The 23754-nt window shown below is 64.3% G+C and carries 24 protein-coding genes; 11 read left to right on the plus strand and 13 right to left on the minus strand.

The annotated features are described in order from the left end of the window. Positions 1 to 9 precede the first annotated feature (9 nt). The 7 genes from AC1DKY_RS04745 to miaB all read right to left on the minus strand — a co-directional run bounded on the left by AC1DKY_RS04745 (position 10) and on the right by miaB (position 8273). The gene (locus AC1DKY_RS04745) at positions 10 to 1980 is read right to left on the minus strand and encodes a glycosyltransferase family 2 protein (protein WP_441602567.1); all 1971 of its coding nucleotides are present in this window, start codon (positions 1978 to 1980) and stop codon (positions 10 to 12) included. Beyond that, positions 1977 to 3239: a hypothetical protein gene (locus tag AC1DKY_RS04750; protein WP_441602568.1), complete on the minus strand. Its 1263-nt coding sequence runs from the start codon at positions 3237 to 3239 to the stop codon at positions 1977 to 1979. The genes AC1DKY_RS04745 and AC1DKY_RS04750 overlap by 4 nt, the downstream gene beginning before the upstream one ends. Positions 3240 to 3259: 20 nt before the next feature. Then, the gene (locus AC1DKY_RS04755) at positions 3260 to 4531 is read right to left on the minus strand and encodes an HlyD family secretion protein (RefSeq protein WP_441602569.1); all 1272 of its coding nucleotides are present in this window, start codon (positions 4529 to 4531) and stop codon (positions 3260 to 3262) included. 438 nt (positions 4532 to 4969) lie between these two features. Next, on the minus strand, positions 4970 to 5440 hold the full coding sequence (gene ybeY, locus AC1DKY_RS04760; RefSeq protein ID WP_441602570.1) for an rRNA maturation RNase YbeY: 471 nt from the start codon (positions 5438 to 5440) through the stop codon (positions 4970 to 4972). Then, a complete protein-coding gene (locus AC1DKY_RS04765; RefSeq protein ID WP_441602571.1) occupies positions 5437 to 6420 on the minus strand; it encodes a PhoH family protein in 984 nt (327 codons plus the stop codon). The genes ybeY and AC1DKY_RS04765 overlap by 4 nt, the downstream gene beginning before the upstream one ends. Before the next feature lie 9 nt (positions 6421 to 6429). Next, complete coding sequence (locus tag AC1DKY_RS04770) at positions 6430 to 6924, minus strand: GNAT family N-acetyltransferase (protein ID WP_121878238.1); 495 nt, start codon at positions 6922 to 6924, stop codon at positions 6430 to 6432. After that, entirely contained in the window at positions 6921 to 8273 is a 1353-nt protein-coding gene (miaB, locus tag AC1DKY_RS04775; RefSeq protein ID WP_441602572.1) for a tRNA (N6-isopentenyl adenosine(37)-C2)-methylthiotransferase MiaB, read from the minus strand. Before miaB ends, AC1DKY_RS04770 begins: the two co-directional genes overlap by 4 nt. 311 nt (positions 8274 to 8584) lie before the next feature. On the opposite strand from miaB, the gene AC1DKY_RS04780 reads away from it, so the two are divergent. After that, entirely contained in the window at positions 8585 to 9688 is a 1104-nt protein-coding gene (locus AC1DKY_RS04780; RefSeq protein WP_441602573.1) for a lytic transglycosylase domain-containing protein, read from the plus strand. Here AC1DKY_RS04780 and AC1DKY_RS04785 read toward each other — a convergent pair. Next, positions 9674 to 10861: a S1C family serine protease gene (locus AC1DKY_RS04785; RefSeq protein WP_441602574.1), complete on the minus strand. Its 1188-nt coding sequence runs from the start codon at positions 10859 to 10861 to the stop codon at positions 9674 to 9676. The genes AC1DKY_RS04780 and AC1DKY_RS04785 overlap by 15 nt on opposite strands. A gap of 381 nt (positions 10862 to 11242) precedes the next feature. On the opposite strand from AC1DKY_RS04785, the gene petA reads away from it, so the two are divergent. The 5 genes from petA (at position 11243) to AC1DKY_RS04810 (ending at position 15228) form a co-directional block, all read left to right on the plus strand. After that, positions 11243 to 11848, plus strand: a complete 606-nt coding sequence (gene petA / locus AC1DKY_RS04790; RefSeq protein WP_121878244.1) for a ubiquinol-cytochrome c reductase iron-sulfur subunit — start codon at positions 11243 to 11245, stop codon at positions 11846 to 11848. Continuing rightward, positions 11848 to 13149, plus strand: coding sequence for a cytochrome b (locus AC1DKY_RS04795; protein ID WP_441602575.1), 1302 nt, complete (start codon positions 11848 to 11850; stop codon positions 13147 to 13149). The genes petA and AC1DKY_RS04795 overlap by 1 nt, the downstream gene beginning before the upstream one ends. Positions 13150 to 13162: 13 nt before the next feature. Continuing rightward, complete coding sequence (locus tag AC1DKY_RS04800) at positions 13163 to 13891, plus strand: cytochrome c1 (RefSeq protein WP_441602695.1); 729 nt, start codon at positions 13163 to 13165, stop codon at positions 13889 to 13891. 95 nt (positions 13892 to 13986) lie between these two features. Next, positions 13987 to 14610: a glutathione S-transferase N-terminal domain-containing protein gene (locus AC1DKY_RS04805; protein ID WP_441602576.1), complete on the plus strand. Its 624-nt coding sequence runs from the start codon at positions 13987 to 13989 to the stop codon at positions 14608 to 14610. A 168-nt stretch (positions 14611 to 14778) separates the two neighbouring features. Next, positions 14779 to 15228 carry a ClpXP protease specificity-enhancing factor gene (locus AC1DKY_RS04810; RefSeq protein ID WP_441602577.1) on the plus strand — a complete coding sequence of 150 codons (450 nt, stop codon included), beginning with the start codon at positions 14779 to 14781 and terminating at the stop codon, positions 15226 to 15228. Positions 15229 to 15279: 51 nt separating this feature from the next. Here the strand turns inward: AC1DKY_RS04810 and AC1DKY_RS04815 are convergent, their stop codons facing one another. The 4 genes from AC1DKY_RS04815 to AC1DKY_RS04830 form a co-directional block, all read right to left on the minus strand. Beyond that, positions 15280 to 15687, minus strand: coding sequence for a DUF3301 domain-containing protein (locus tag AC1DKY_RS04815; protein WP_441602578.1), 408 nt, complete (start codon positions 15685 to 15687; stop codon positions 15280 to 15282). A gap of 117 nt (positions 15688 to 15804) precedes the next feature. Then, positions 15805 to 16659, minus strand: coding sequence for a carboxylating nicotinate-nucleotide diphosphorylase (gene nadC, locus AC1DKY_RS04820; protein ID WP_441602579.1), 855 nt, complete (start codon positions 16657 to 16659; stop codon positions 15805 to 15807). Continuing rightward, positions 16656 to 18950, minus strand: coding sequence for a DUF1631 domain-containing protein (locus AC1DKY_RS04825; protein ID WP_441602580.1), 2295 nt, complete (start codon positions 18948 to 18950; stop codon positions 16656 to 16658). The genes nadC and AC1DKY_RS04825 overlap by 4 nt, the downstream gene beginning before the upstream one ends. Before the next feature lie 165 nt (positions 18951 to 19115). Beyond that, positions 19116 to 19388: a Trm112 family protein gene (locus AC1DKY_RS04830; protein ID WP_441602581.1), complete on the minus strand. Its 273-nt coding sequence runs from the start codon at positions 19386 to 19388 to the stop codon at positions 19116 to 19118. Positions 19389 to 19451: 63 nt separating this feature from the next. On the opposite strand from AC1DKY_RS04830, the gene purE reads away from it, so the two are divergent. Together purE and AC1DKY_RS04840 are read left to right on the plus strand one after the other, a co-directional pair. Further along, positions 19452 to 19955, plus strand: coding sequence for a 5-(carboxyamino)imidazole ribonucleotide mutase (gene purE / locus AC1DKY_RS04835; RefSeq protein WP_121878260.1), 504 nt, complete (start codon positions 19452 to 19454; stop codon positions 19953 to 19955). Then, positions 19952 to 21115 carry a 5-(carboxyamino)imidazole ribonucleotide synthase gene (locus AC1DKY_RS04840; protein ID WP_441602582.1) on the plus strand — a complete coding sequence of 388 codons (1164 nt, stop codon included), beginning with the start codon at positions 19952 to 19954 and terminating at the stop codon, positions 21113 to 21115. Before purE ends, AC1DKY_RS04840 begins: the two co-directional genes overlap by 4 nt. Before the next feature lie 157 nt (positions 21116 to 21272). Here AC1DKY_RS04840 and sodB read toward each other — a convergent pair whose 3' ends face one another. Then, on the minus strand, positions 21273 to 21851 hold the full coding sequence (gene sodB / locus AC1DKY_RS04845; RefSeq protein ID WP_121878264.1) for a superoxide dismutase [Fe]: 579 nt from the start codon (positions 21849 to 21851) through the stop codon (positions 21273 to 21275). A gap of 122 nt (positions 21852 to 21973) precedes the next feature. Between sodB and grxD the strand changes: the two genes are divergently transcribed. Genes grxD through AC1DKY_RS04860 form a run of 3 tightly spaced genes read left to right on the plus strand, consistent with a single transcriptional unit; the run spans position 21974 to position 23703 of the window. Further along, positions 21974 to 22297, plus strand: a complete 324-nt coding sequence (grxD, locus tag AC1DKY_RS04850) for a Grx4 family monothiol glutaredoxin (RefSeq protein ID WP_441602583.1) — start codon at positions 21974 to 21976, stop codon at positions 22295 to 22297. Continuing rightward, positions 22297 to 23067, plus strand: a complete 771-nt coding sequence (locus tag AC1DKY_RS04855; protein WP_441602584.1) for an SDR family NAD(P)-dependent oxidoreductase — start codon at positions 22297 to 22299, stop codon at positions 23065 to 23067. Before grxD ends, AC1DKY_RS04855 begins: the two co-directional genes overlap by 1 nt. A gap of 36 nt (positions 23068 to 23103) precedes the next feature. Continuing rightward, entirely contained in the window at positions 23104 to 23703 is a 600-nt protein-coding gene (locus tag AC1DKY_RS04860; RefSeq protein WP_121881759.1) for a YhgN family NAAT transporter, read from the plus strand. Positions 23704 to 23754 lie beyond the last annotated feature (51 nt).

Genomic DNA, 23754 nt, shown 5'->3' on the forward strand with positions numbered 1-23754 from the left:
TCTCCGGAATCAGCGCGGCGGCATGGACAGGCCGGCCAGTCGTGCCAGGCGCAGGAAGGCACGCAGCGGCCGCGCCTTGATGGCAATGTTGTGCGGCGCCTGGCTGAAGATCAGTTCGATCAGTCGATGCCGCAACGCTTCATTGGTTTCAAAGTGCACGCACAGGCGCCGCTTGCTGTGGCGAGCCACTCGCGCTGGCACCCAGCCCACCTCGGGAACCAGTACGCGCAGGCGTTCGCCCGGTGCAGGTACGGCGGGGCCGCGACGCAGGGCGGCACCACTCAGCGAGATATCGATGAATTGGCTGGTCTCCTCCCGCGCGCCGACGCGCCAGCGTGTGGCGCGGTGGAACGGAAACCGTTCTTCCTGGCGCAATCGCGGAAGATCCACGCAGGCCATGATGGCGGCCAGGTTGAGCACCAGCGCAATCAGCGTCCAGCCAAGGTTGAACGCGGTGCCCGCGCTCATGTCGGCATTCATGATGGTGTTTACCGCGCCCGCCTGAAGGAACAGCATCAGCGCAATAAAGAAGGCAGCGAGCCTCCAATGCACCACGACCTTGCTGCGATCCAGTCCTTTGGCGGTGACTTTGAACGGACGTCCAAACGGACGGAAGCAGGCCGAGATGATGGTCCTGGTCACGGCGTAGGCCGCCACCAGCTGAGTCACCTCGGTGAAGATGGGCAGCGTTCTGCGTTCGGTGATCCACGGACCGTAGAACCAGAAGCCGATCAGGGCCGGCAGGCCGTAGTACAGGAACCGCTCCGGCGAGGTGTAGAACGCGGCGATGCCGAAGTACCAGTACAACACCGGCGCCACCAGCATCATCAGCAGGAACGGCTTGCCGATCCAGTGCAGCATGCCGTGGATGTAGTGCAGGCGGTCGATCAGTTTGTAGCCCGAGCCACGCAAGGGGCCATCCTTGAGCAAGGCCACCTGCATGGTGCCCAGGCACCAGCGGCCGCGCTGGTTGATGTACTCCACCAGACCTTCGGCCGAAAGTCCCACGGAAAGGCGCTCGTTGAGCCAACGCGTGATATAGCCGCTTCTTCGCAGCAGATAGGTGGTGTGGATGTCTTCGCAAACACTATCGGTCGGAAAGCCGCCGGCGTCGGTGATCGCCTTGCGCGAGATCACGAACGACGTGCCCACGCAGAATGCCGAGTCCCAGGCGTCGCGCGAGGGCTGGAACACGTCGAAGAACACGCGCTGCTCATCCACCCAACTATCGGTCGCACCCAGGTTGTGCTGGATCGGATCGGCGTTGTAGTAGAACTGCGGCGTCTGCACCAGCGCCACCTTGGGGTCGGCGAACAGGCCGAGCACGCGATAGAGGATGTTCTTCTGCGCCGCAAAGTCGGCATCCAGCACCAGGATGTAGGGCGCATTGGTGTGGCCGGCGGAGAGTCGCAGGCCGTTGTTGAGGTTGCCTGCTTTGGCATGGCTGTTGTCGGGGCGCCGGGTGTAGTTCACGCCCAACTGGGCGCAGCGGTCGCGCAGCCAGTCGCGGCGCGTATCGTCCAGTACCCATACGGCGACACGCGGATAGTCGATCGCCTTGGCAGCGACGATGGTCTTTTCCAGGATCTGCCAGTCCTCGTTATAGGTGGCGATGAATACATCCACCGCGGGCACATGGGTGCCGGCTGCGCGCAGGCGCTTTTCGCCGGCATCGGCATGCGGGCGGTTGTCGCGCCGACGCACCATCACGGCGATGGCCGCAAGCGTGTAGACGATGGAGATCATCTCGAAGGCGTAGAACACGTACGACCACACGCTGGCGAAGCCGTGGCTGGGATCCGGCAGCGTGTCAGCGCTGCGCCAGAGCGCGTAACGCAGCAGCAGCCCACCCGACAACAAGCCGAACAGCAGGCGATCAAACGGGCGATGCGGGTTGGCAAAACGAGCCATCCCCGCGCCCAGCAGCAGGGTGAGGCCGATCACCTCGAGCATGGACATGTCGTCGAACGGAAAGCTCATGGCGCCTGCTCCGCGTGGCCAATCGGGTGACCTACCAAGGGATTCCAGCCCTTGGCCGCCAGGGCCGTCCAGGCCGTCGCGCCGAGATGGGGCTGGTGGTAGTAGAAAAAGTCGGCGTAGGTGGACGTTGGACCGATCGCAAAATCAGTAGCGATGCGCGGTTGCGGCGTGGCATAGAGCATGCCGCTGGCGCTGCGCTGTGCGGCGAGCACCTGCCATAGCGTATCGGGCACCGGCTTGCCACTTGCCTGAAGCCCCGCGGCGACCTGCGCCGTTCCCTCGGTCCATACGCCATCAGGCTGGCGGCGATACCCGTAGCCGTCGCCGCTGCGATGTTGCGAGTCGATCCAGGACCACACCTGGTTCCAGTCAGCCGGGTGCGAATCGAAAGCGAGCAACGGCCACACCTGTGCATCGAGGCCGGATTTGTCGCGGGAAAGCGTCTTGCCGTCGTCGAGCGTGCCGACGAAGAAGCGCTGTTGGGTCGGGTCCCACATCGACTTCACAAAGTCGCCGGCGACCTTGGCTTGTTGCGTCAATGCGGCATCGCCCGTCTCGCGTCCGGCCCACGTCGCAGCCGCATAGACGTCCAGATTGTGTTCCGTGGCTTTCCAGTGTTGCGGGCGCTGGGCGTTGTCGTAGCCGAACAGACCGCCCTCGTAAGCGGCAGGCGCCGTGCCCAGCGTGTGGGCTTGTATCCAGTGCAGCTGGGCTGCGGCGCCATCCAGGTAGCGCCGGTCGTGACTGCTGTCATAGACGGTCAGCAGCAGCAGCGATGCCCACGCCGCATTACCGGTGGCCGTGCCCACCTGGTAAGGGTCCTGACTCCAATAGTTGCCCTTGCTCTCCCAGTAGCCGGGCAACTCAACTTTGTCCCCGGTGATCGCACCGCCGCGATAAGCGTTGCGAAGTCGGCCATCTTTGAAAGTGGGGTCATGCGACGCGGCGATCAGCAGCGCGTCGGCGATGCGTTTGGCCTGCGCCGCGTCGCCACAGGCGGTGAGGGCGATGCCGGCCAGCGCGTTGTCGTAGACGAAGGCTACATTCTCCAGTGCCCTCACCGATCCGGGTTGAAGATTCGGGTAGCTAGGCAACAGCATCGGACCCTGGCCGGGATTGGCTGCGGCAGCCGAACGCAGCACGGAGCAGGTGCTGTCGGCGAGTTGCTGCTGGGTCACGCTAGTCGACAGCACGGGACTGGATGCCATCGCTGCCAGGAGCAGTCCGATGCCGGAGAAGTAACGTCGTCGTATCAACATGCCGGCCTCCAAGGATGCGATCAGCGCAGGCTCGCCGTGACGCTGCGGCCCGGGGTGCACGCCGGTATGCCCGCATTGGCGCCGTCTTGCGTGTCCCACTGCGCGAGCGCGTAGACCGAGCCATCTTCGGCATACGGGAAGGGGGCGCTGTAGCCGTTCTGCAGCGCTTCGTTCGCGGTGGGCAGGATTTGCGAGATGTGCGCATCGTGTGATCGACCTGAAGGTTCGATCTGCACGCGCAATTTCGTGCCCACGTTCAGTCGTCCAGCCATCCGGGCCGGGAAGACGGCAACCACGTCGGTCTTGCTGCAATCGGAGGCGCGTACCAGCGTTGCTCCGGCCGTCACCTGAGTGCCGACGGGTGCCACGATGTCTTGCGCCGCACCGTTCCCGAAGGCTTTCACCGCGTAATCGGAGAGCGCTTGCACGCGATCCTGTTCGTGGTTGACCAGGTTGTTGAGGTCGCTCATCTGCTTGTTCAGCGCATCGAGCTGCGCCTGCTCACCCGTGATGCTGCTTTGCAGGTCGGCGCGCCGCTGCGAAAGCTGGGTCAGTTGGTCGTTGCTGCTCTGACCCGAAGCAACATAGATGCCCCGTTGTGCGGCGGCGATGCTGGCACCCATGCCGCTGGCGCTTTTGTCCAGTGCATCGGCTTCATTGCGGGCAGCGTCCGCCTCAGCGCGCGCCGCCGACACGGTGGCCGCGCTCACGGCGCCATCGCGCTGCAAGGTCATCGCACGCTGGTACTTGCTGTCCAACTCTTCCAGCTTGGCCGAGGCCGCATCCTGCTGCGCCTGCAGCGACGCAAAGTTGTTCTTGAGCTGCGACACGTTGGCGTTCTGATACTGGTCGTATTGGTGGTTGACGTACTCGAGCATGCGTTGATCCGCCTGGATGCGATGGTCGAGATCATCGAGCCGGCTCTGCAGATCGAGTCGCTGCGTCAGCAAAGTAGTCAGCGAATCGCGTGCCACGGTGTTGTTCTTGATGACGGCAATCGTCTGGCCCGGTTCGATCGGCTGCCCGATCTGTGCATGCAGTTCACTGACGGTGCCGCTGATGGGCGTGGTGATCAGCATGGCGGGGGCGTTGAGCACGGCGCGCGTGGCGCGGTTCGAAAGCCAGGGCTCGAGCAGCGTGGAGATCAACAGCCATGCGATGAAACCCAGCAGTCCATAGCCAGCCAGGCGTGGCACGATCGCGAGCGAGGACTTGCGTGTAGGTGCCAGTTCTCTGGATGGTGCAGTGGCGGTATGGGGAAAGCGTTCGGTGGGCAGGAGGTCGGTCTTCAAAACATTCGCCTTTGGCAAGTGACGTCACGCAGACGCCTGCACCCGTGCGCCGAAGCGGGGCGGTAATAGGCACATCTCGCGGAGATGGCGGCCAGTGAATTGAAGTCCGGAGGATGGGTGGCTTACGTGCCGCGACGTCGGATGACGTTTCCTCGTTGATGCGATGCGTCACTTACCGGACCCGGAAAGGAATAGTGCCTTGGCGATGAACCTCGCCTGTCTTCGACCGGGAAAACGCTCAGGAACAGTTAGATATCAGTTCAAAAAATGAATAGGCGTCACTCGCGCAGGACGCACGATTGACATCAAGCTGTCGCATTGCAGCAGCGTATGAGATGGATGGATGACAGCGATCAACCAGTTGCGCGCTGCTTTTCGCGTGCTGGTTTTGATGAGCGCGAGTTTGTAGCGCAAAAGCCTGCGAAGCGGATGGCGCCGTCAGTCGTCGACGGCGTAGGGATCGTCGATGCCGAGTCCTGCCAGGATGCGCGTTTCGAGCGCTTCCATCTGTTCGGCTTCCTGGTCGTCGATATGGTCGTAACCGATGAGATGAAGCACGCCATGCACCGTCATATGCGCCCAATGGTGGCGCGATGGTTTGCCTTGCTCCGCCGCCTCGCGCGCCACGACCGGTGCGCAGATCACCAGGTCGCCGATAAGCGGCAGGTTGACGCCGGGTGGAAGCTCCACCGGGAAGGACAGGACGTTGGTCGCGTAATCCTTGCCACGATAGTCGCGGTTGAGCGCGCGTCCTTCCTTGCTGTCCACGATGCGGATCGACAGTTCGGTGGCCTTGCGGCGCTTGGCGCCGCGCAGCGCAGCTTCGACCCATTGGCGAAAGCTTGCCGCCGCCGGCACGCCTTTGCGCGATGCGGCGTAGCCCACAGAAACGGTTACGGCAGCGCTCATCGCGGCGGCTCTTCGGACGTCTGCTCGAACGCCTCGTACGCACGCACGATCTTCGCCACCAGCGGGTGGCGCACCACGTCGCGCGAGGTGAAGAAGGTGAAGCTGATGCCGTCCACGCCGCGCAGCACTTCCACTGCGTGGCGCAGGCCCGAGCGCACATGGCGGGGCAGGTCGACCTGGCTCACATCGCCAGTGATCACCGCCACCGAGCCGAAGCCGATGCGCGTCAGGAACATCTTCATCTGCTCGACGGTGGTGTTCTGCGCTTCATCGAGAATGACGTACGAATCGTTGAGCGTACGGCCGCGCATATAGGCCAACGGCGCGATCTCGATCACGTTGCGCTCGATCAGCTTGGCGACTTTTTCGAAGCCCAGCATTTCGTACAGCGCGTCGTAGAGCGGTCGCAGGTACGGGTCGACTTTCTGCGAAAGATCGCCGGGCAGGAAGCCGAGCTTTTCACCCGCTTCCACCGCCGGGCGCACCAGCAACAGGCGCTGCACGCGATTGGCCTCGAGTGCTTCGACCGCGCTGGCGACGGCGAGATAGGTCTTGCCGGTACCGGCCGGGCCCACGCCGAAGCTGATGTCGTGGGTGGTGATCGCATGCAGGTAGCGCGCCTGGTTGGGGCCGCGGCCCTTGATCACACCGCGCTTCACCCGGATGGTGACTTCCTGCGCGCCGTCGGTATCGTTGACGATGGCTTCGATGCCCGAGTCGGCCAGCTGCAGATTGATCTTCGCGCCGTTCAGCGATTCGTTTTCGGTCGTGAGGTAAAGCGCTTGCAGCACTTTTTCCGCCGCGCGCGACGCGGCTTCCTCGCCGATCACCTGGAACAGCGCGCCGCGATGATTGATCTCCACGCCCAGGCGAAGCTCGATCTGGCGCAGATGCTCATCGAAGGGACCGCAGAGATTGGAGAGCCGTGCGTTGTCTTCCGGCTCGAGGGAAAAGTCGCGTTGATGGAGGCCGTTGGTCATCGGTATGCGTCAGAGAGGGCGGTGCATCACGTAGACATCGGTCGGGCCATGCGCGGCGTGGCGGAATGCGCCCGGCACCTGCCCAACGATGCGGAAGCCGTGGCGCTGCCATAGGCGCACCGCGGAGGTATTGGTTGAGACCACAAAGTTGAACTGCATCGCGGTGAAGCCCGCGTCGCGGGCCAGCGCCATCGAATGTTCGCACATGACCGAGGCGATGCCCTGGCCGCGCACGGCGGGTGACACCATGTAGCCGGCGTTGGCCACGTGGTCGCCCAGTCCCGGCTGGTTGGCGCGAAGCATGTAGCAACCCAGCACCAGTTTTTCGCGTTCGGCGATAAAGCAGCGCGTGGGCGGCGAAGTCCACCAGTCGCGCGCCTGTTCGAAGCTCAGGTCGGGCGGGTAACTGTAGGTGTCGCCCGCGGCCACCACGCTGCGGAACAGCGGCCAGACCAGGGTGAACTCGTCGGCGCCGATTTCCCGGATCGAGATGGGTGCCGTCACGAGGCCAGCGCGACGTCTTCTTCGGCCAGCTTCACGCGGCCGCGCAGCGAGTTGCTCATCGCCTCGGTGATCACCACGTCTACGAACTGGCCGATCATGCGGGTGCTGCCGGGGAAGTTCACGAAGCGCATGTTCTCGGTGCGGCCGGTGACTTCGTTGGCGCTCTTGCGGCTGACCTTTTCCACCAGCACGCGCTGCACCGTGCCCACCATCGCCTCGTTGATCTGACGCGCGTTGTCGTTGAGCTTGGCCTGCAGGCGCGTGAGGCGTGCATGCTTCTCATCTGCCGGGGTGTCGTCGGCAAGATTCGCGGCCGGCGTGCCGGGGCGGGAGGAGAAGATGAAGGAGAAGCTCTGGTCGAAGCCGACGTCCTCGATCAACTTCATGGTCTTCTCAAAATCCTCGGCCGTCTCGCCAGGGAAGCCGACAATGAAGTCCGACGAGACGCAGATATCCGGACGCACCGCGCGCAGCTTGCGGATCTTCTGCTTGAATTCCAGCGCCGTGTAGCCGCGCTTCATCGCTGTGAGGATGCGATCCGAACCGGCCTGCACGGGCAGGTGCAGGAAGTTGCACAGCTGCGGCACGTTGGCATACGCCTCGATCAGCGAGTCGGAGAACTCCAGTGGATGCGAGGTGGTGAAGCGGATGCGACCGATGCCTTCGATCTGCGCGATGGCGTGGATCAGCACGGCGAGGTCCGCGATACCGCCGTCATGGGTGGGGCCGCGGTACGCGTTGACGTTCTGGCCGAGCAGGTTCACTTCGCGCACGCCTTGCCCGGCGAGCTGGGCCACTTCCACCAGCACATCGTCGAACGGACGGCTGATTTCTTCGCCGCGGGTGTAGGGCACCACGCAGTACGAGCAGTACTTGGAACAGCCTTCCATGATCGACACGAAGGCGGTCGGGCCTTCGGCGCGCGGCTCGGGCAGGCGGTCGAACTTCTCGATTTCCGGGAAGCTGATGTCCACCTGCGGCTTGCCGGTGGCGCGCTGCGCCTCGATCAACTCCGGCAGGCGATGCAGGGTCTGCGGGCCGAACACCAGATCCACGTAAGGCGCGCGCTTGATGATGTCCTGACCTTCCTGCGATGCGACGCAGCCGCCCACGCCGATCAGCACGGGCTTGCCGCCTTGCTTGTGCTCCTTCCAGCGGCCGAGCTGGCTGAAGACCTTTTCCTGGGCCTTTTCGCGAATCGAGCAGGTATTGATCAGGATGACGTCCGCCTCGGCTTCATCCTGGGTCAGCTCCAGCCCGTGCGAGGCCTTGAGCACGTCGGCCATCTTGGCCGAGTCGTACTCGTTCATCTGGCAGCCGTGGGTCTTGATAAAAAGCTTGCCGGTCATGGGCTTGGGTACCGTGGTTCAGGAGGCGGCGCGAGGGTTGCCGAACCGCGTAGTTTACGCGTCAAAAGGCCCTGCCGCCACTGGAACGGGCGAGGCGGATCAAGCACTTGCGCGCCCGTGGGGCGACTGGAAACGGGTACTGACGCACGAATCGGCCGCGCAGCGCTTGGCGTGGAGGGCGGCGCGGTAGCACACTGCCGCCAAACCCCGCGCTGGCTAGCCGCACGGGGAGAAGATGAGGAAGGGGGAGTGATGTCGCTGCTTGACCGTGATGAGGCCGCCGCCAAGGCTGGACGGCCCGAGGGGAGTCCGTGAGCGGGCTGCCCTTGTCGCGGCTGGGCGCGGCGGCCCCTCGGCGGATCCTCGCTGGCTGCGCCTTGCTTGCAGGGCTGTTGGTGCTTTCGCTGCCGGGACATGCGGGCTCGCTCTACCGCTGCACCGGTTCGGCAGGCGAAACCGTCTTCAGCAGCAGCACGGCGGGCTATCAGGGCTGCAGCCGCATTGCTGGCGCACCCGATCCGGTGCGCAAGAAGCCAGCAGCACCCGCGCCTTCGCTGGCGACGGTCAAGGGTTCGGTGGAAAGCTCCGCGGGCAAAGTGCCGGCGGTGCCTGCGCCGCAGCCGCCTTCAGTAGCCTGGGTCGAGGATTCGGTGGAAACCACGGCGCGCGTCGTAACGGCCAAAGCGGCGCCGACAGGAAAGCCGGGTCAGTGGAGTTATAGCGAAGCCAGCCCGGCGCGCAGCGCCTCCACGCCCGACAAGCCCGTGGCCGCTGCAGATGCCGATGGCAGTCGCGTGCTGCGCGGTGCGGTCTATCGCGTCGTGCGCAAGGACGGCAGCGTGGAATACACCAACCTGCGGCCGGCGGGCGAGCAAGGTCACGCGGTGACGATGCTCTTCAGTTACATCGCCACCTGCGTGGCGTGCAATCTGCATTCGAATATCCGCTGGGATTCGGTGGCGCTAAATCTTGCGGCCTATAGCGACGTGATCGAACTGGCCAGTCAGGAGTCCGGCGTCAACGAGGCCTTCCTGCGCGCCATCATCCATGCCGAAAGCGCGTTCAATCCGCGCGCGCTCTCGATCAAGGGCGCCCAGGGCCTGATGCAGCTGATGCCCGGCACGGCCAATGACATGGGCGTGCGCGATGCCTTCGACACCGCGCAAAACATCCGCGGCGGCGCACGTTATCTCGGTTTGTTGTTGCGCACGTTCAACGGCAACGAGCGTCTGGCGGCTGCGGCATACAACGCTGGCCCTGGCGCCGTGCAGCGCTATAACGGCGTGCCGCCGTATGCGGAAACGCAGGTCTATGTCGAACGCGTGGGCACGCTGCGCAAACGCTATGGCTTGGCCATCCATCCGGGCGGTGGTCGATCGCCGGTGGCTGCGGCGGGGTTTTCAGCTATCCAGTGACGCCGTCGGCGTCGTGGGTGGACGCTGCGCAAGAATCACTTCGGTATGGAAGGGCGCGCCGTTGCGCAGGCCGGAGACTTCGACCTTGCTGCCTGGCTTGAGCGCAGCCTCATGCCTGCGCAGGTCGGCGGGATCGACGATGTCTTCCGAGCCGATTCGCAAAAGAATGTCGTGTGGCTGGATGCCGGCCGTCGCCGCCGGTCCGCCCGGATAGATATCGGTGACCTGCGCGCCGCGTGCCGCTGCCGGCAGGCCGCTGTCGGCGGCGACGGGGACAAAGGTGTAATCGGCACCCATCCAGCCGCGCACGACGTGTCCGCTGTCGATGATCTGATCGAGCACGCGCTTGGCGCTCGCTACCGGTATCGCAAAGCTGATGCCTTCGGCGTTGGCCGCCTTGCCGATCAGCAGGGTATTGATGCCGACCAGCTCGCCCTCGGTGTTGACCAGGGCGCCGCCGGAGTTGCCCAGATTGATGGCCGCGTCGGTCTGGATAAAGTCTTCGGGACTGGAGCTGCTCAGCTGGCGGCCGATGGCGCTGACGATGCCCATGGTCACCGTTTGATTGAGGCCCAATGGATTGCCGATGGCGAGCACGACGTCACCGGTGCGGGTGGGACGGTGGTCGGCAATATGGATCACCGGCAGGTTGCCGGCGTCGATTCGCAGCACCGCAAGATCTGTCTCCACATCGGCGCCCACCACCGTGGCCTTGGCCACGCGTCCGTCGTACAGCAGCACCTGGATGTCGTCGGCGTTGGCGATCACATGGTTGTTGGTCAGCACATAACCCTGCAGCACGATCACGCCCGAGCCCAGGCTCTGCTCGCGTCGCTTGTAGGCAGGACCAGTCGGACGGCCGCCGAACAGTCGCTGCAGCACCGGGTCGGTATACATCTGCACCGCTTGCTCGGTGACCATCTTGTTGGCGTAGATGTTTACGACCGAGGGTGCCGCCTTGGCGACGGCGTCCGCGTAGGAGATCGGGCCGCCGGTGTGCGCAGGCGTCGATGAGGTACTGATCGACTCGGTGGTCGGCGTCGGCGCGACCCCGAAGCGTTCCCGCAGGCGATGGCCGACATCAGGCCAGGCGAGGCTGATGACGAACGCAGCCGCCAGCCCGAGCACCACGAAGCGGGCGATGAATGCGAGCGTGCCAGCGGCATGTTTCATGTCGTAATGCGTTTCACGGCAAGGCGTTAGAGAGGGGTGCGCGCATGTGTCGCAGGCGAGGCTATTTTATTGTACGAGTCATGCCCTGACGCTACACTAACGCGATTTTGCGGGAGCCTGAATCTACTGGCGCTTGCGAAGCGGGTCGTCCCGGGGTTTCCCGGTGCGCTTAGGTCCCGACAACGGAAGGCCTGTAGCTCTCGCTGCATGCTCATCGTGCTGGTGCCGCGCGTGCCTGCTGTTCTCTAAGGGGGAGTCTTAGGGGTTTTTCTCTGCACAGCAAGGTAGTCTCCTGCTGTCGGATTGATCGACGCGCTTGGCAAGCACCTGTGGAACATCTAAGTTCCGCGTCTCAATGGCATGTAAGTACCGGAGAGCCTGATGGCGAACGAAGTCGTCGATCACGGCCGCCGCCGCTTCCTCACAGCGACCACGGCAGTGGTTGGTGGTGTGGGAGTAGTTACGGCAGTCGTGCCCTTCATCAAGTCGTGGGAACCCAGTGCGCGGGCTAAATCCGCAGGTGCGCCGGTCACGATCGACATCAGCAAGATCGAAGAGGGCCAACGGGTAACCTACCCCTGGCGCGGTCTGCCGGTGTTTGTAGTCAACCGCACCAAGGCGCAGCTCGATGCGCTGCCCAGCCAGGATTCCCGCCTCGTCGACGCCAAGTCCGACAGCGGTTCGGCCGAGCAGCAGCCCAAGTACGCACAGAACGAAGCACGCTCCATCAAGCCCGAGTGGCTGGTGCTGGTGGGTCTGTGCACGCACCTGGGTTGCGTCCCCGACTTCGTGCCGGTGATGAAGCCCGAGCCGTTCGATCCGGATTGGAAGGGTGGCTTCTACTGCCCCTGCCACAAGTCACGCTATGACATGTCCGGTCGCGTCTACCAGGGCGTGCCCGCACCGAAGAACCTGCTGGTGCCGCCGTACCATTTCATGGACGACACGCACATCCAGATTGGCGTGGATCCGAAGGAGGCCGGCTAATGGCCAACGTATTCACGCGAGTCGGCGATTGGGTCAATGAGCGGGCACCTGGCTTGATGCCGGTCTACCGCAAGCACATGACCGAGTATTACGCGCCGAAGAATTTCAACTTCTGGTACTACTTCGGCGTGCTGGCGCTGCTGGTGTTCGTCAACCAGATCGTCACCGGCATCTTCCTCACCATGAACTACAAGACGAGTGCGGCGGAAGCCTTCAACTCGGTCGAGTACATCATGCGTGACGTGGAGTGGGGCTGGCTGATCCGCTACATGCACTCCACCGGCGCTTCGCTGTTCTTCGTGGTGGTGTTCCTGCACATGTTCCGCGGCCTGATGTACGGCTCGTACCAGAAGCCGCGCGAGCTGGTGTGGCTGCTGGGCATGCTGGTGTTCCTTTCGCTGATGGCCGAAGCCTTCATGGGCTACGTGCTGCCGTGGGGCAACATGTCGTTCTGGGGCGCCAAGGTGATCATCTCCCTGTTCGGCACGGTGCCCGTGATTGGCAGCAGCCTGGTCGAATGGATCATGGGTGACTACCTTCCGGCCGACGCCACGCTCAACCGCTTCTTCGCCCTGCATGTGATCGCGCTGCCGCTGGTGCTGCTGTTGCTGGTGGTACTGCACATTTTCGCGCTGCACGAAGTGGGTTCGAACAACCCCGACGGCGTCGACATCAAGCACGGCGCCAAGGGCAACCGCTGGGACCCGAACAAGCCGGCCGACGGCATTCCGTTCCATCCGTACTACACCGTGCACGACCTGGTGGCGGTGGGCTTCTTTGTGTTGATCGCGGCGTTCATCATCTTCTTTGCGCCGACCTTTGGTGGTTGGTTCCTGGAGCATGACAACTTCATTCCGGCGAACAACCTGGTCACCCCGACTCACATCAAGCCGTCGTGGTACTTCACCCCGTTCTACGCGATCCTGCGCATGATCCCGTCGTTCTTCGGCACGGCGTTCTGGGGTGTGCTGGGCATGTTCGGCGCGATCGCCCTGCTGTTCGTGCTGCCGTGGATCGACGCCGGCAAGGTGCGCTCCATCCGTTATCGCGGCACCGGTTTCAAGGTGGCCTTGATGACCTTCGCCGCGTCGTTCATCGGCCTGGCCCTGGTGGGTGCGGGCGTGGTCGGCGAGCTGACCACGGAGTGGGTGCCTGCGGACGCGACGTTCTGGGAGAACGCGTTCGGTCGCTTCATGACCGTCCTCTACTTCGGCTACTTCGTGTTCCTCTGGTGCTACACGCATCTCGGCTGGGAAAAGACCAAGCCGGTTCCGGAGCGGGTGGTGTTTGACCATGAATAAGCGGCAGCCCTCGATGAAGAAAATCATTTCCACGGTTGCGCTCACCGTTGGCTTGCTGGTCGGCACCAATGTCGCCATGGCGCAGGAAGAGGGCGGTCTGCCTTCGGCCGGCACCAACGTGCACGACCAGGCCTCGCTGCAACGCGGCGCCAAGCTGTTCTTCAACTACTGCGTGGGTTGCCACTCGCTGAAGTACGTGCGCTATTCGCGCATCGCCGAAGACCTGGGCCTGTCCGAAGACGAGGTGATGAAGAACCTCAACTTCACCGGCGCCAAGTTCGGCGACCCAGTGATCTCGCACATGCCGGAGGATTCGGCCCAGCAGTTCTTTGGCAAGGCACCGCCGGACCTGTCGCTGGAAGTGCGCGCCAAGACGGCTGATTGGGTCTACGGTTACCTCAACTCCTTCTACCTCGATCCGACCCGTCCGGTGGGTTGGAACAACACGGTGTTCCCGAATGCTTCCATGCCGTTCCCGCTGTGGGAATTGCAGGGCATCCAGACGGCCGTGAAGAAGGAAGGCAGCGACGATGTGGAGAAGCTCGAGCTCTCCCAGCCGGGCAAGCTCACGCCGGCGCAGTACCAGCAGGCTTCCCGTGACCTGACCAACTTCCTGGAGTACGCCGCCGAACCGGCCGCCCTCCAGCGTCAGCGCTACGGCATCTGGGTGCTGCTGTTCCTGGCGGGCTTCACTTTCCTGGCATATCTGCTAAAGAAGGAGTACTGGAAGGACGTCCACTAAGACGTCACCTTCCGGAGCCTACGGTACGGCGGCCTGCGACCCATTGATGGGTGCCGGGGCCGCCGTACTTGGATAAGCCGATGGGGAGATCGCGCATGGTCCAAAGCGCTCGTTCGCGTACCGCACTCGCCCTTTACACCACCGCAGATGGCATCCAGTGCCACCAGACGCGTCTCGTGCTCGCCGCCAAAGGCGTGAGCTACGACAGGGTGATCGTCGACCCCGCCAAGCCGCCGGAAGACCTGCTCGACCTCAACCCCTACGGCACCACGCCGACCCTGGTTGATCGCGACCTGACCCTCTACAACACGGCGGTCGTCTGCGAATACCTGGACGAACGCTATCCCCATCCGCCGCTGATGCCGATCGACCCGTTATCCAGGGCGCGTCTGCGTCTGGCCAATGTGCGGATCGAGCTGGATTGGCTGCCCGAAGTGGACCTGATCAGGGCAGGCGGCCGTCCAGCCGATGCGGCCCGCAAGCGGCTGCGGGAGCACTTGCTGTCAGCGCTGCCTCTGTTCAAGGCATCCCGGTTCTTCCTGAACCCGGAAATGAGCCTCACCGATTGCCTGGTGGCCCCGGTGGTCTGGCGCCTGCCCTGGCTGGGGGTGGACCTGGGACGGGAGGGCAAGCCCATCCTCGACTATGGCGAGCGCTTGTTCGCGAGCCAGGGCTACGCCCGCAGCATGACCCCCGAAGAGAAGGCCATGCGCCCCTGAGGTTCAGGCGGCAGGCCTTGATGGGCCTGCCTGGCCGCCCCGGCGGCGTTTGGGCGCGCTGGACGGCGCCACTGCGACAACTCGCCTCGGCTTCGCATTACACTGCCACGATCCACTTGGCGCGCCCTGGGCTTATCCCGTGAGGCGGCGCCCTCCATAGGTTTTTGCATGACCGACGACAAGCTCCCGCCGATGTCCTCCAATCGTCCTTACTTGCTGAGGGCGATCTACGACTGGATCACCGACAATAATCTGACCCCTTATGTCCTGGTCGATGCCGGGCGGGAAGGGGTGCGGGTGCCTCCGCAGGTCATCAAGAACGGACAGGTCGTGTTGAACCTGGCCATGCGTGCCGTGGCCAGCCTGGACCTGGGCAACGACTGGATCAGCTTTCAGGCGCGCTTCTCCGGCGTCAGCCACAACATCCATATTCCGATTCAGGCCGTGCTGGCGCTGTACGCGCAGGAAAACGGGCAGGGCATGATGTTCCCGGCCGAAGAAGGTGGCGATCAGCCGCCGCCGTCCTCGCCCGATCCCGACGACACCCCGCCGACGCCCGAGGGCGAGGCAGGCGAGAAGCCCAAGCGCAGCGCGCCGTTCCTGCGAGTGGTGAAGTAAGCCGCGTTGCCGTCGCGCCGGCTGGCCCGGCGCGATCGGGCCATCAAGGCCTCAGTGCAGCTGGTTGTCTTTGCGTAGCCGCGGGCGCAGCGGCACCACATTGTCGTGCGCCGGCGGCGGCACATGTTCGGAAAGCAGGCCGGGCAGATGACTCTGGATGGTCGGCAGGCTGACGCCGCTCAACGTATGTCCGATCAGCCACAGCTTGCCGGGTTCGCGGTCGTTGCCGTCGATGCTCACTTCAAAGGTGTAGCAACGCTCAAGCATCAGCTGGCCGTGCTGGCGCAGCAGGCGGGCGCCGCGCAGGCCCACGCTTTCATCGAGCAACTGCAGGCCATGCTGGCGACATTGCTGGCGGGCTTCCTGCGTGGCCTGTTCGCGGCCGCGGGCGAGCTTGAGCCACAAGCCGATGATGGCCAGCAGCAGGACTAACAGGATCAGGTCGGAAAGCTCACTCATGTGGCGAGAGTGTAGGCGTCGCGCGTGGCTTGCAAGGGGCGCGGTGTGAAAGTCGCCTGCTGCTCGTCATTCCGGCGCAGGCCGCCATGACTGGCGAAGGGCGCGCTTGGGCGCGACTCAGTCGAGCTTCAAGCGCAGCGACAAATCCACCGCCCGCACATGCTTGGTCAGCGCACCCACCGAGATGAAATCCACGCCGGTGCTCGCGTACTCGCCAATGGTCGACAGATCCACGTTGCCGGAAATCTCCAGCTCTGCACGGCCCTTGGCCAGGGTCACGGCTTCGCGCATCAGCGGCAGGGTGAAGTTGTCCAGCATGATGCGATCGGCGCCGGCGTCCAGGGCCTGCTGCAGTTCGTCGAGATTTTCCACTTCGATTTCCAGCAACAGCCTGGGATGCAGTCGACGCGCCGCTTCGGCGGCGGCCTTGATGCTGCCCGCAGCGATGATGTGGTTTTCCTTCACCAGGATGGCGTCATACAAACCCACCCGATGGTTGTGCCCGCCGCCGCAGCGCACCGCGTACTTCTGCGCCAATCGAAGACCGGGAACCGTCTTGCGCGTATCCAGCACGCGCACGCCAGTACCCGCCACGGCGGCCACGTGCGCGGCGGTCGAGGTGGCGGTGCCAGATAGCAGCTGCAGGAAATTCAGGGCCGAACGCTCAGCCGTGACCAGGGCACGCGCGTTGCCACGCAGGCGGCAGATCACCGAGCCCGCGGCGACACGGTCGCCATCGCGCACGGTCCATTCGATCTGCACCTGCGGATCGAGCTGGCGGAAACAGGCGTTGAACCAGTCGGTGCCGGCCACCACCGCGTCTTCGCGGCAGGTCAGCGCAGCGCTGGCGGTGGCGTCTGCAGGCAGCAGCCCGGCGGTGGCGTCACCCGTGCCGATATCTTCGGCGAACGCGCGTTCGACATCCGCCTGGATCAGGTCGGACGACGGTGGAACAAGTTGTACTGAAGTCATTCGGTCGGTGCTTGGGACGTGGCCGGTTGGCTGAGGCGACCGACGATGGCATCCAGCGCGCGGTCGAACAGAGCGGTGGATTCAAGCACGCGCGCCGTGCCGCTGGCGAGTGCCTGGGCCAGTTCGTGCGGCGAGTAATCGGCCACCTTGAGGCCGCGGCGGTTCACGAACAGGTAGCGGCCGCTCATCGGGCTGATCCACGAGAGCTTGGCGCGCTCGATGGTGTCCGGACCCGTCACGAACTCCAGCCAGGTGCCGGGCTTGAGCTCGGAGACCAACAGCATCTCCGGCGTGTCGAGCACCGGCTCCTGCACGGGTTCGGTGCGGTCAAGTTCCGCTTCGGACTCGGCAATCGGCTGGATGCTTTCGGGGATGGGCAGGGTGGTGGATTCCTCCACCGCATGCACCTCGGCCTCCGGCACGGCTTCGCCGAGTTGGTGGCGGTAATAGGTGTGCAGCTGGGCCAGCAGGCGATCGATGTCGCTTTCCTGGAACGCCACGTTGCCCAGGCCGCGGCGCAGGGCGCGCTCGATGCCCGGCAGCATCTGGCGCAGCGCGCGGCGCTCGTCGAGCGTGCGGGCCGGCTTGGTGCTGTCGATGAAGTCGTTGGCAAAACGCAGCGCGTCGCGGAACTCGCTCGATTCCTCGCCCTGGCGGAGAATGGTGAGCACCAGGTAGTTCGCCCAGGCGCGCGACAGGATGCCGTGGATCAGCGGCGGAAGGTTATGGCCTTCTATACGGCTGAGGATCTCGCGGGCGGCACGGCGGCGTGCCTGCTCGAGCTTCTCGCGGCCACGGGTGGACTCGGCCACGCGCTGCTCGGCCAGTTCGGCACGGCGGCGGCTGATGTCCTGGAATTCCTGCAGCTCGGCGCACAGGCGCTCGAAGATGGTCATGTCATCGTCGAAGTCCTGCAGCAGGCGGTCGACGATGGATTTGATCTTGTCGTGCAGGCGGTGATCGCGATCGGATTCCGCCGACCAGCCCTTGGCGGCGTCGGCCAGGTTGTCGAGCAGCCGGCGTGCCGGATGCTGGCGATGCGCGAACAGCTTGCGGTCGAGGATGGCGGCCTTCAGATACGGAATCTGCAGGCGCGCCAGCAATACCTGCATCTCGGTCGGCAGGTTGCGGTCTTCGAGGATGAACTCGAACAGCATGCCGACCAGATCAATGGTGTCCTCGTCGATGGTTGACACCTGGCTCGGCTTTTCGCCGCGCAGGGAGCCGATCTGGGCGAGCAGGTGTTCCTTCAGCTGTTGCACTTCGCCAGCCAGCTCCACCGCGTTGCTGGTGCTCAGTGGCATGTGCTGGTTGATGGCGGCCTGGCTCTGCAGCACGCTCAGCGCACCGATCAGCTCGTTGGCGCTGGGCATCTGCATGGCGCCGGCAGACATCGGCATGGCGCCCGCAACAGGCGCCGGACGGCGTGCACTGAACAGCGTGCGCAGCGTCTGGATCAATTCGTTGGAGGCGTTGCCCGTCTCGTCTTCGCCGAGGAAGGTGCCTTCGGTCTGCTCGGCAGCGACCGCATTGCCCGCGGGTGCGGCCGTACCGGCTGCGCGGGCAGCGCCGCCAGCACGCGGGATCTCGTGGCGCAGCTGCGGCAGCACGCCGGCACGCACCAGTTCGGCGTTGATCTCCTGGTATAGCTCATCCAGCGAGGCCAGCACGTAACGGTCGAACAGCTTGTAGATGATCAGCTTGACGCGCATCTCGGCGCTGAGCTCGCGCATCGCCTGGCGGAACGCCTGCGACAGTGCGGCCGGCCCCACCGGATTGGTGGCGTCGTCGATCTTGATGCCGCCATAGATGACGGACAGGCGCTGGTTCACGGCGAACAGATCGCGCGTCAGGCGCGTCTCGTTCTTGCCGATCATGCTGGTGATGGCCAGCGATTCTTCCAGTTCGTTGTCGGCCACCAGCGACAGTTCCACCGAACCCACCGGCAACGACACGCCATTGCTGTTGCCGGCGTTGTTGCGATAGCTCGAGGCGAAATCGGTCAGCTCGCGCGAGATCTGCGCCAGGAAGCTGCGCTCCACCATCGGACGGCGCTTGCGCACTTCGCGCATGCCGTCGAAGTAGTGCATCTGGGCGGCGTTGTTCTCGGCTTTTTCGGCCAGATCGAACAGCGCATCGTCGACATGCTCGAACATGCCGTTGATCAAGATCTGCAGGCGGCGGCCCGCAATGTCCCGGACGGTGTTCAAGAGGGCGCCTCCGCGCTCGCTGGACGGGTCCAGGCGCTGGGTCAGGCTGACGATATTGGATGATTCACTGGCGTCTTTCATCGCCTTTCACCCCCTGAAAGTGATGCCGACGTGCTCACAGCCACATACGACAATACGCCAGCCTACGATAAGGGATGTCATGGGCCGCTGTCATTCGCCGTATCGATATATGTCGACACGTTCACAAGAAGCGGGTTCTTGCGGACATCCGGCCCAAAGTGGCCCTCAGGCGGCCGCTGGAAAGTCAGTGAGCTGCAAGGTACCGATGCCTTCCTCGGGGAGCATGACGGGGATGCCGTCCTCGACCCGGTAGATGACCTTGCGGTCCGTGGTGATCAGCCCTTCGGTCACTGGGGCGCTCACGGCGGCGCCTGCCACGTTCTGGACCTGGCTGGCCCCGATGGCCTTGTTCAGGGCATCGAGCTCCTGGCGCTGGAGCGGGCGGACGGGAACCTTGCTGACCGGGCAGCAGAGGATGTCGAGTAGGCGTTTGTCCATGGGGAGTGGGTCGTGCCGAGACGCGGAAAGTCCGTACAATAACCCTTTTGGATGGCTTGGGTCATGACCTCGACTTCCCTCCCGCCGCGCGTGGGCGTTGTAATGGGCTCCCGTTCGGACTGGGAAACCATGGAGCATGCCTCCAGCGTGCTGGCCGAGCTTGGCGTGGCGCACGAGGTGCGCGTGGTATCGGCGCACCGTACGCCGGACCTGTTGTTCCAGTACGCCGAAGAAGCTGTCGGTCGCGGCATCCAGGTCATCGTGGCCGGCGCCGGCGGCGCCGCCCATCTGCCGGGCATGCTGGCAGCCAAGACGCGGCTTCCGGTGTTCGGCGTACCAGTGCAGTCCAAGGCGCTCAATGGCATGGATTCGTTGCTGTCGATCGCGCAGATGCCGGCAGGCATCCCGGTCGGCACGCTGGCCATCGGCCGCGCCGGTGCCGTGAACGCCGGCATCCTGGCAGCCTCGGTGCTGGCACTGCACGACCCCGCCATCGCCGCCGCGCTCGACAGCTACCGTTCCCGCCAGACGCAGACCGTGCTGGACAACCCGGATCCGCGCTCGTGACCGCTCGACGCCAACCGGTGCTCGGCATCCTCGGCGGCGGCCAGCTCGCCCGCATGCTGGCGCTGGCCGCTGCGCCGCTGGGCGTGAAGACCCTCGTGGTCGACAGCGCCGTCGACGCCTGCGCCGGGCAGATTGCCCCACTGGTGGTGGCCGACTGGACCGACTACGACGCGCTGGAGCACTTCGCTCGCGAAGTCGACGTGGTCACTTTCGACTTTGAAAATGTGCCGGCCGAAACCGCGCACTGGCTCGCCAACCGCGTCGACGTGTTTCCCGCGCCGCGCGCGCTGGCCGTGGCGCAGGATCGCCTGGCCGAAAAAACCTTGTTCCTCGAATGCGGTCTGCAGACGCCCGAGTTCAAGGCGGTCGACACGCGCGAGGATCTCGAGCGCGCGCTGGCGACCGTCGGCGCGCCGGCCATCCTCAAGACGCGCCGCCTGGGTTATGACGGCAAGGGACAGTTCCGCATCAAGACCTTGGCCGATGCCGATGCCGCCTGGGCTGCGCTCGGTGCGCAGGCGCAGGCGCATGGCTTGATCCTCGAGGCCTTCGTGCCGTTCGACCGCGAGTTGTCGGTGATCGCCGTGCGTGGTCGCGACGGCGACTTCCGCACCTGGCCGCTGACGCAGAACTGGCATACCGATGGCGTGCTGTCGCTCAGCCTGGCGCCGGCGTCCGACATTGCCGCCTTGCAGGCACGTGCTACCGGCCTGGCCCGCACGCTGGCGGAGAAGCTCGATTACGTCGGTGTGTTTGCGCTCGAACTGTTCGTGAAAAACGGCGAGTTGCTCGGCAACGAAATGGCGCCGCGTGTGCACAACTCCGGTCACTGGACCATCGAGGGTGCACTCACCAGCCAGTTCGAAAATCACGTGCGCGCCGTGCTCGGCCTGCCGCTGGGCGATACCTCGGCGCGGGGCCTCTCGGCCATGTTCAACTGGATTGGCGAGCTGCCCGATGCCGCACCGGTGCTTCAAGCCATCGACGCGCACTGGCACGACTACGGCAAGCAGCCGCGTGTCGGTCGCAAGGTGGGGCATGCCACTGTGTGCGCGCCTGATGCCGCGCAGCTGATCGAGCGCCTGACTGGCATCGCCCATGCGCTGGGTCGTGATCCGCAGGCGCAGCCCGCGGTCGACAAATTGCTGGAGCGTAAATAACGACGATATTGTGGGAGCGCACCCTGTGCGCGACGACCGTGCGTCAAGGTATCGGCGAGGCGCCTGTCGCGCACAGGGTGCGCTCCCACAGTACAGATCGCGCAAAAAAAAACGGGGCCGCGAGGCCCCGTTTTTCGTGACTGCATCCAGCGAGAAATCAGGCCAGATTCTTGGCCGCAAATTCCCAGTTCGCCAGATTCCAGAACGCCTCGAGGTACTTCGGACGGGCGTTGCGGTAGTCGATGTAGTACGCGTGTTCCCACACGTCGCAGGTCAGCAGCGGCTTGTCGCTGCCGGTGATCGGGGTGGCTGCGTTGGACGTGTTGACGATGCCCAGCGAACCATCCGGACGCTGCACCAGCCAGGTCCAGCCCGAACCGAAGTTGCCCACGGCCGACTTGGTGAACTCTTCCTTGAACTTGTCGAACGAACCGAACGCCTTGTTGATGGCGTCGGCCAGCTTGCCGGTCGGCTCATTGCCGCCCTTGGGGCTCAACGAGTTCCAATAGAAGGTGTGGTTCCAGACCTGGGCAGAGTTGTTGAACACGCCGCCGGACGACTTCTTGATGATGTCCTCAAGCGCGGCGTTCTCGAACTCGGTGCCCTTGATCAGGTTGTTGAGGTTGGTCACGTAGGCCTGATGATGCTTGCCATAGTGATACTCGAGCGTTTCCGCGGAAATGTGCGGCTCAAGTGCGTTCTTTTCGTAGGGCAAGGGGGGGAGTTCGATCGCCATGTTGTGGCTCCTGGGCGTTGGCTGAGGAAAGGGGTCGGGCAGGATTGGCCGAGGACCGGCGACCCGCGCACGACTGATACACTATCGATCTCATTGCATTGTAACGATGAACGACTCGACTTATGGACGTTAACGAGCGAATCAAGGCTGTCTTGGCCGAACACGCCATCGTGCTCTTCATGAAGGGCACGCCGCAGTTCCCCATGTGCGGCTTCTCCAGCCGCGCCGTGGAGGCGTTGAAGGCGGCGGGCGCGCAGTTTCATGCCGTCAACGTGCTGGCCGACCCGGAAGTCCGCGCGGCGTTGCCGCATTACGCGAACTGGCCGACCTTCCCGCAGCTCTTCATCCAGGGCGAGCTGATCGGCGGATGCGACATCATCGAAGACCTCAACGCGGCGGGTGAACTCGCGCGCATGGCGGCGGATGTGGCGGGGGCCGGTTCCTGATGGCGCTTCCCCTGGTTCGTCTGCCGGAAGGCTGGGTTGCGGCGCCTGGTTCCTTGGCCGGTCGTGTCGTACTGGTCACCGGTGCCTATGGCGGCCTGGGCTCGGCGGTCGCGCGTGCGGCTTCGCGTGCCGGCGCCACGGTGGTGATCACGGGTCGCCGCAAGCGCCAGCTGGAACAACTTTACGATGCGATGATCGGCGAGGGCTTGCCCGAGCCGGTGATCCATCCGCTCGATATGGAAGTGGCCACGCCGCGTGACTATGAAGCGCTGGCCGATGGCCTCGAACGCGATTTCGGTCGCCTCGACGGCATCGTGCATGCCGCCGCCAGCTTCAAGGAGCTGACGCCGCTGGCCGTGCACAAGCCCGACGACTGGCTGCGAGCGATGCACGTCAATGTGTCGGCGCCGTTTGCCTTGACCCAGGCCTGCATGTCGCTGCTGTCGCGCGCACCCGATAGCGCGGTGGTGTTCGTGCTGGACAATCCCGAGCTCGTGCAGCGCGCGCACTGGGGCGCCTATGGCGTATCGAAGGCGGCGCTGGAGCGACTGGTGGAAATCCTGCATCAGGAAACCGAACAGTCGCCACTGCGTGCGCACGCCTTGTTGCCCGCACCGATGCGAACCACGCTGCGACGCGCGGCGTATTTCGGCGAAGACACGATGATCCATCCGCTGCCGGATGCGGCCGCGCAGGCAGCCATCTATCTGTTGGGCGAGCAGGGCAGGGGCGCGCGCGGCGCAGCTCTCGATTTGCGTGAATCGGCATGAGCATGACGCAGGAGCTCCGCTGAGATGGAAACGCAGATGACCACGCTGGCGGCGGGAATCCTGCTGTTCCTGATCATGGATCCGCTCGGCAACATCCCGATCTTCCTGAGCCTGCTCAAGGACGTGGCGCCCAAGCGGCGCCGCAAGGTGATGATCCGCGAGCTGCTGATCGCACTGGGCGTGCTGCTGGGTTTCCTGATCGGCGGCCAGCACATCCTCAAGCTGCTGCAGTTGCGCCAGGAATCGATCAGCATCGCCGGCGGCATCGTGCTGTTCCTGATCGGCATCCGCATGGTGTTCCCGCCCGCCGATGGCGGCGGCATCTTCGGCAAGCAGGGCGAGGGCGAGCCCTTCATCGTGCCCATGGCCATTCCCGGCGTGGCCGGGCCGTCCGCGATGGCAGCTCTGTTACTGCTTACCAATACCCAGCCCGGTCGTACGGCGGATTGGGCCATCGCCTTGCTGGGCGCGTGGTTGGCGACCTCGGTGATCCTGCTGTGCTCGACTTATCTGTTCCGCTGGCTGGGCGAAAGCGTGCTCACGGCGCTTGAGCGCGTGATGGGCATGCTGCTGATCGCGCTGTCAGTGCAGATGTTCATGGGCGGCGTGGCGGCTTATCTGCATCTGGTCGTTTGAAACGACACGAAAGTCGCACACGTGATCTTTCGGACCCATCCGCATAACCTT

It is taken from the genome of Dyella sp. 01N448, from assembly GCF_056399225.1.

What these genes read in the sequence shown, in the direction of transcription:
- sodB (WP_121878264.1), bottom strand. Translation starts at nt 21,851, where the DNA reads ATGGCGATCGAACTCCCCCCCTTGCCCTACGAAAAGAACGCACTTGAG.
- AC1DKY_RS04745 (WP_441602567.1), bottom strand. Translation starts at nt 1,980, where the DNA reads ATGAGCTTTCCGTTCGACGACATGTCCATGCTCGAGGTGATCGGCCTC.
- AC1DKY_RS04855 (WP_441602584.1), top strand. Translation starts at nt 22,297, where the DNA reads ATGGCGCTTCCCCTGGTTCGTCTGCCGGAAGGCTGGGTTGCGGCGCCT.
- AC1DKY_RS04830 (WP_441602581.1), bottom strand. Translation starts at nt 19,388, where the DNA reads ATGGACAAACGCCTACTCGACATCCTCTGCTGCCCGGTCAGCAAGGTT.
- nadC (WP_441602579.1), bottom strand. Translation starts at nt 16,659, where the DNA reads ATGACTTCAGTACAACTTGTTCCACCGTCGTCCGACCTGATCCAGGCG.
- grxD (WP_441602583.1), top strand. Translation starts at nt 21,974, where the DNA reads ATGGACGTTAACGAGCGAATCAAGGCTGTCTTGGCCGAACACGCCATC.
- miaB (WP_441602572.1), bottom strand. Translation starts at nt 8,273, where the DNA reads ATGACCGGCAAGCTTTTTATCAAGACCCACGGCTGCCAGATGAACGAG.
- AC1DKY_RS04800 (WP_441602695.1), top strand. Translation starts at nt 13,163, where the DNA reads ATGAAGAAAATCATTTCCACGGTTGCGCTCACCGTTGGCTTGCTGGTC.
- purE (WP_121878260.1), top strand. Translation starts at nt 19,452, where the DNA reads ATGACCTCGACTTCCCTCCCGCCGCGCGTGGGCGTTGTAATGGGCTCC.
- petA (WP_121878244.1), top strand. Translation starts at nt 11,243, where the DNA reads ATGGCGAACGAAGTCGTCGATCACGGCCGCCGCCGCTTCCTCACAGCG.
- AC1DKY_RS04765 (WP_441602571.1), bottom strand. Translation starts at nt 6,420, where the DNA reads ATGACCAACGGCCTCCATCAACGCGACTTTTCCCTCGAGCCGGAAGAC.
- AC1DKY_RS04825 (WP_441602580.1), bottom strand. Translation starts at nt 18,950, where the DNA reads ATGAAAGACGCCAGTGAATCATCCAATATCGTCAGCCTGACCCAGCGC.
- AC1DKY_RS04805 (WP_441602576.1), top strand. Translation starts at nt 13,987, where the DNA reads ATGGTCCAAAGCGCTCGTTCGCGTACCGCACTCGCCCTTTACACCACC.
- ybeY (WP_441602570.1), bottom strand. Translation starts at nt 5,440, where the DNA reads ATGAGCGCTGCCGTAACCGTTTCTGTGGGCTACGCCGCATCGCGCAAA.
- AC1DKY_RS04815 (WP_441602578.1), bottom strand. Translation starts at nt 15,687, where the DNA reads ATGAGTGAGCTTTCCGACCTGATCCTGTTAGTCCTGCTGCTGGCCATC.
- AC1DKY_RS04750 (WP_441602568.1), bottom strand. Translation starts at nt 3,239, where the DNA reads ATGTTGATACGACGACGTTACTTCTCCGGCATCGGACTGCTCCTGGCA.
- AC1DKY_RS04810 (WP_441602577.1), top strand. Translation starts at nt 14,779, where the DNA reads ATGACCGACGACAAGCTCCCGCCGATGTCCTCCAATCGTCCTTACTTG.
- AC1DKY_RS04795 (WP_441602575.1), top strand. Translation starts at nt 11,848, where the DNA reads ATGGCCAACGTATTCACGCGAGTCGGCGATTGGGTCAATGAGCGGGCA.
- AC1DKY_RS04860 (WP_121881759.1), top strand. Translation starts at nt 23,104, where the DNA reads ATGACCACGCTGGCGGCGGGAATCCTGCTGTTCCTGATCATGGATCCG.
- AC1DKY_RS04785 (WP_441602574.1), bottom strand. Translation starts at nt 10,861, where the DNA reads ATGAAACATGCCGCTGGCACGCTCGCATTCATCGCCCGCTTCGTGGTG.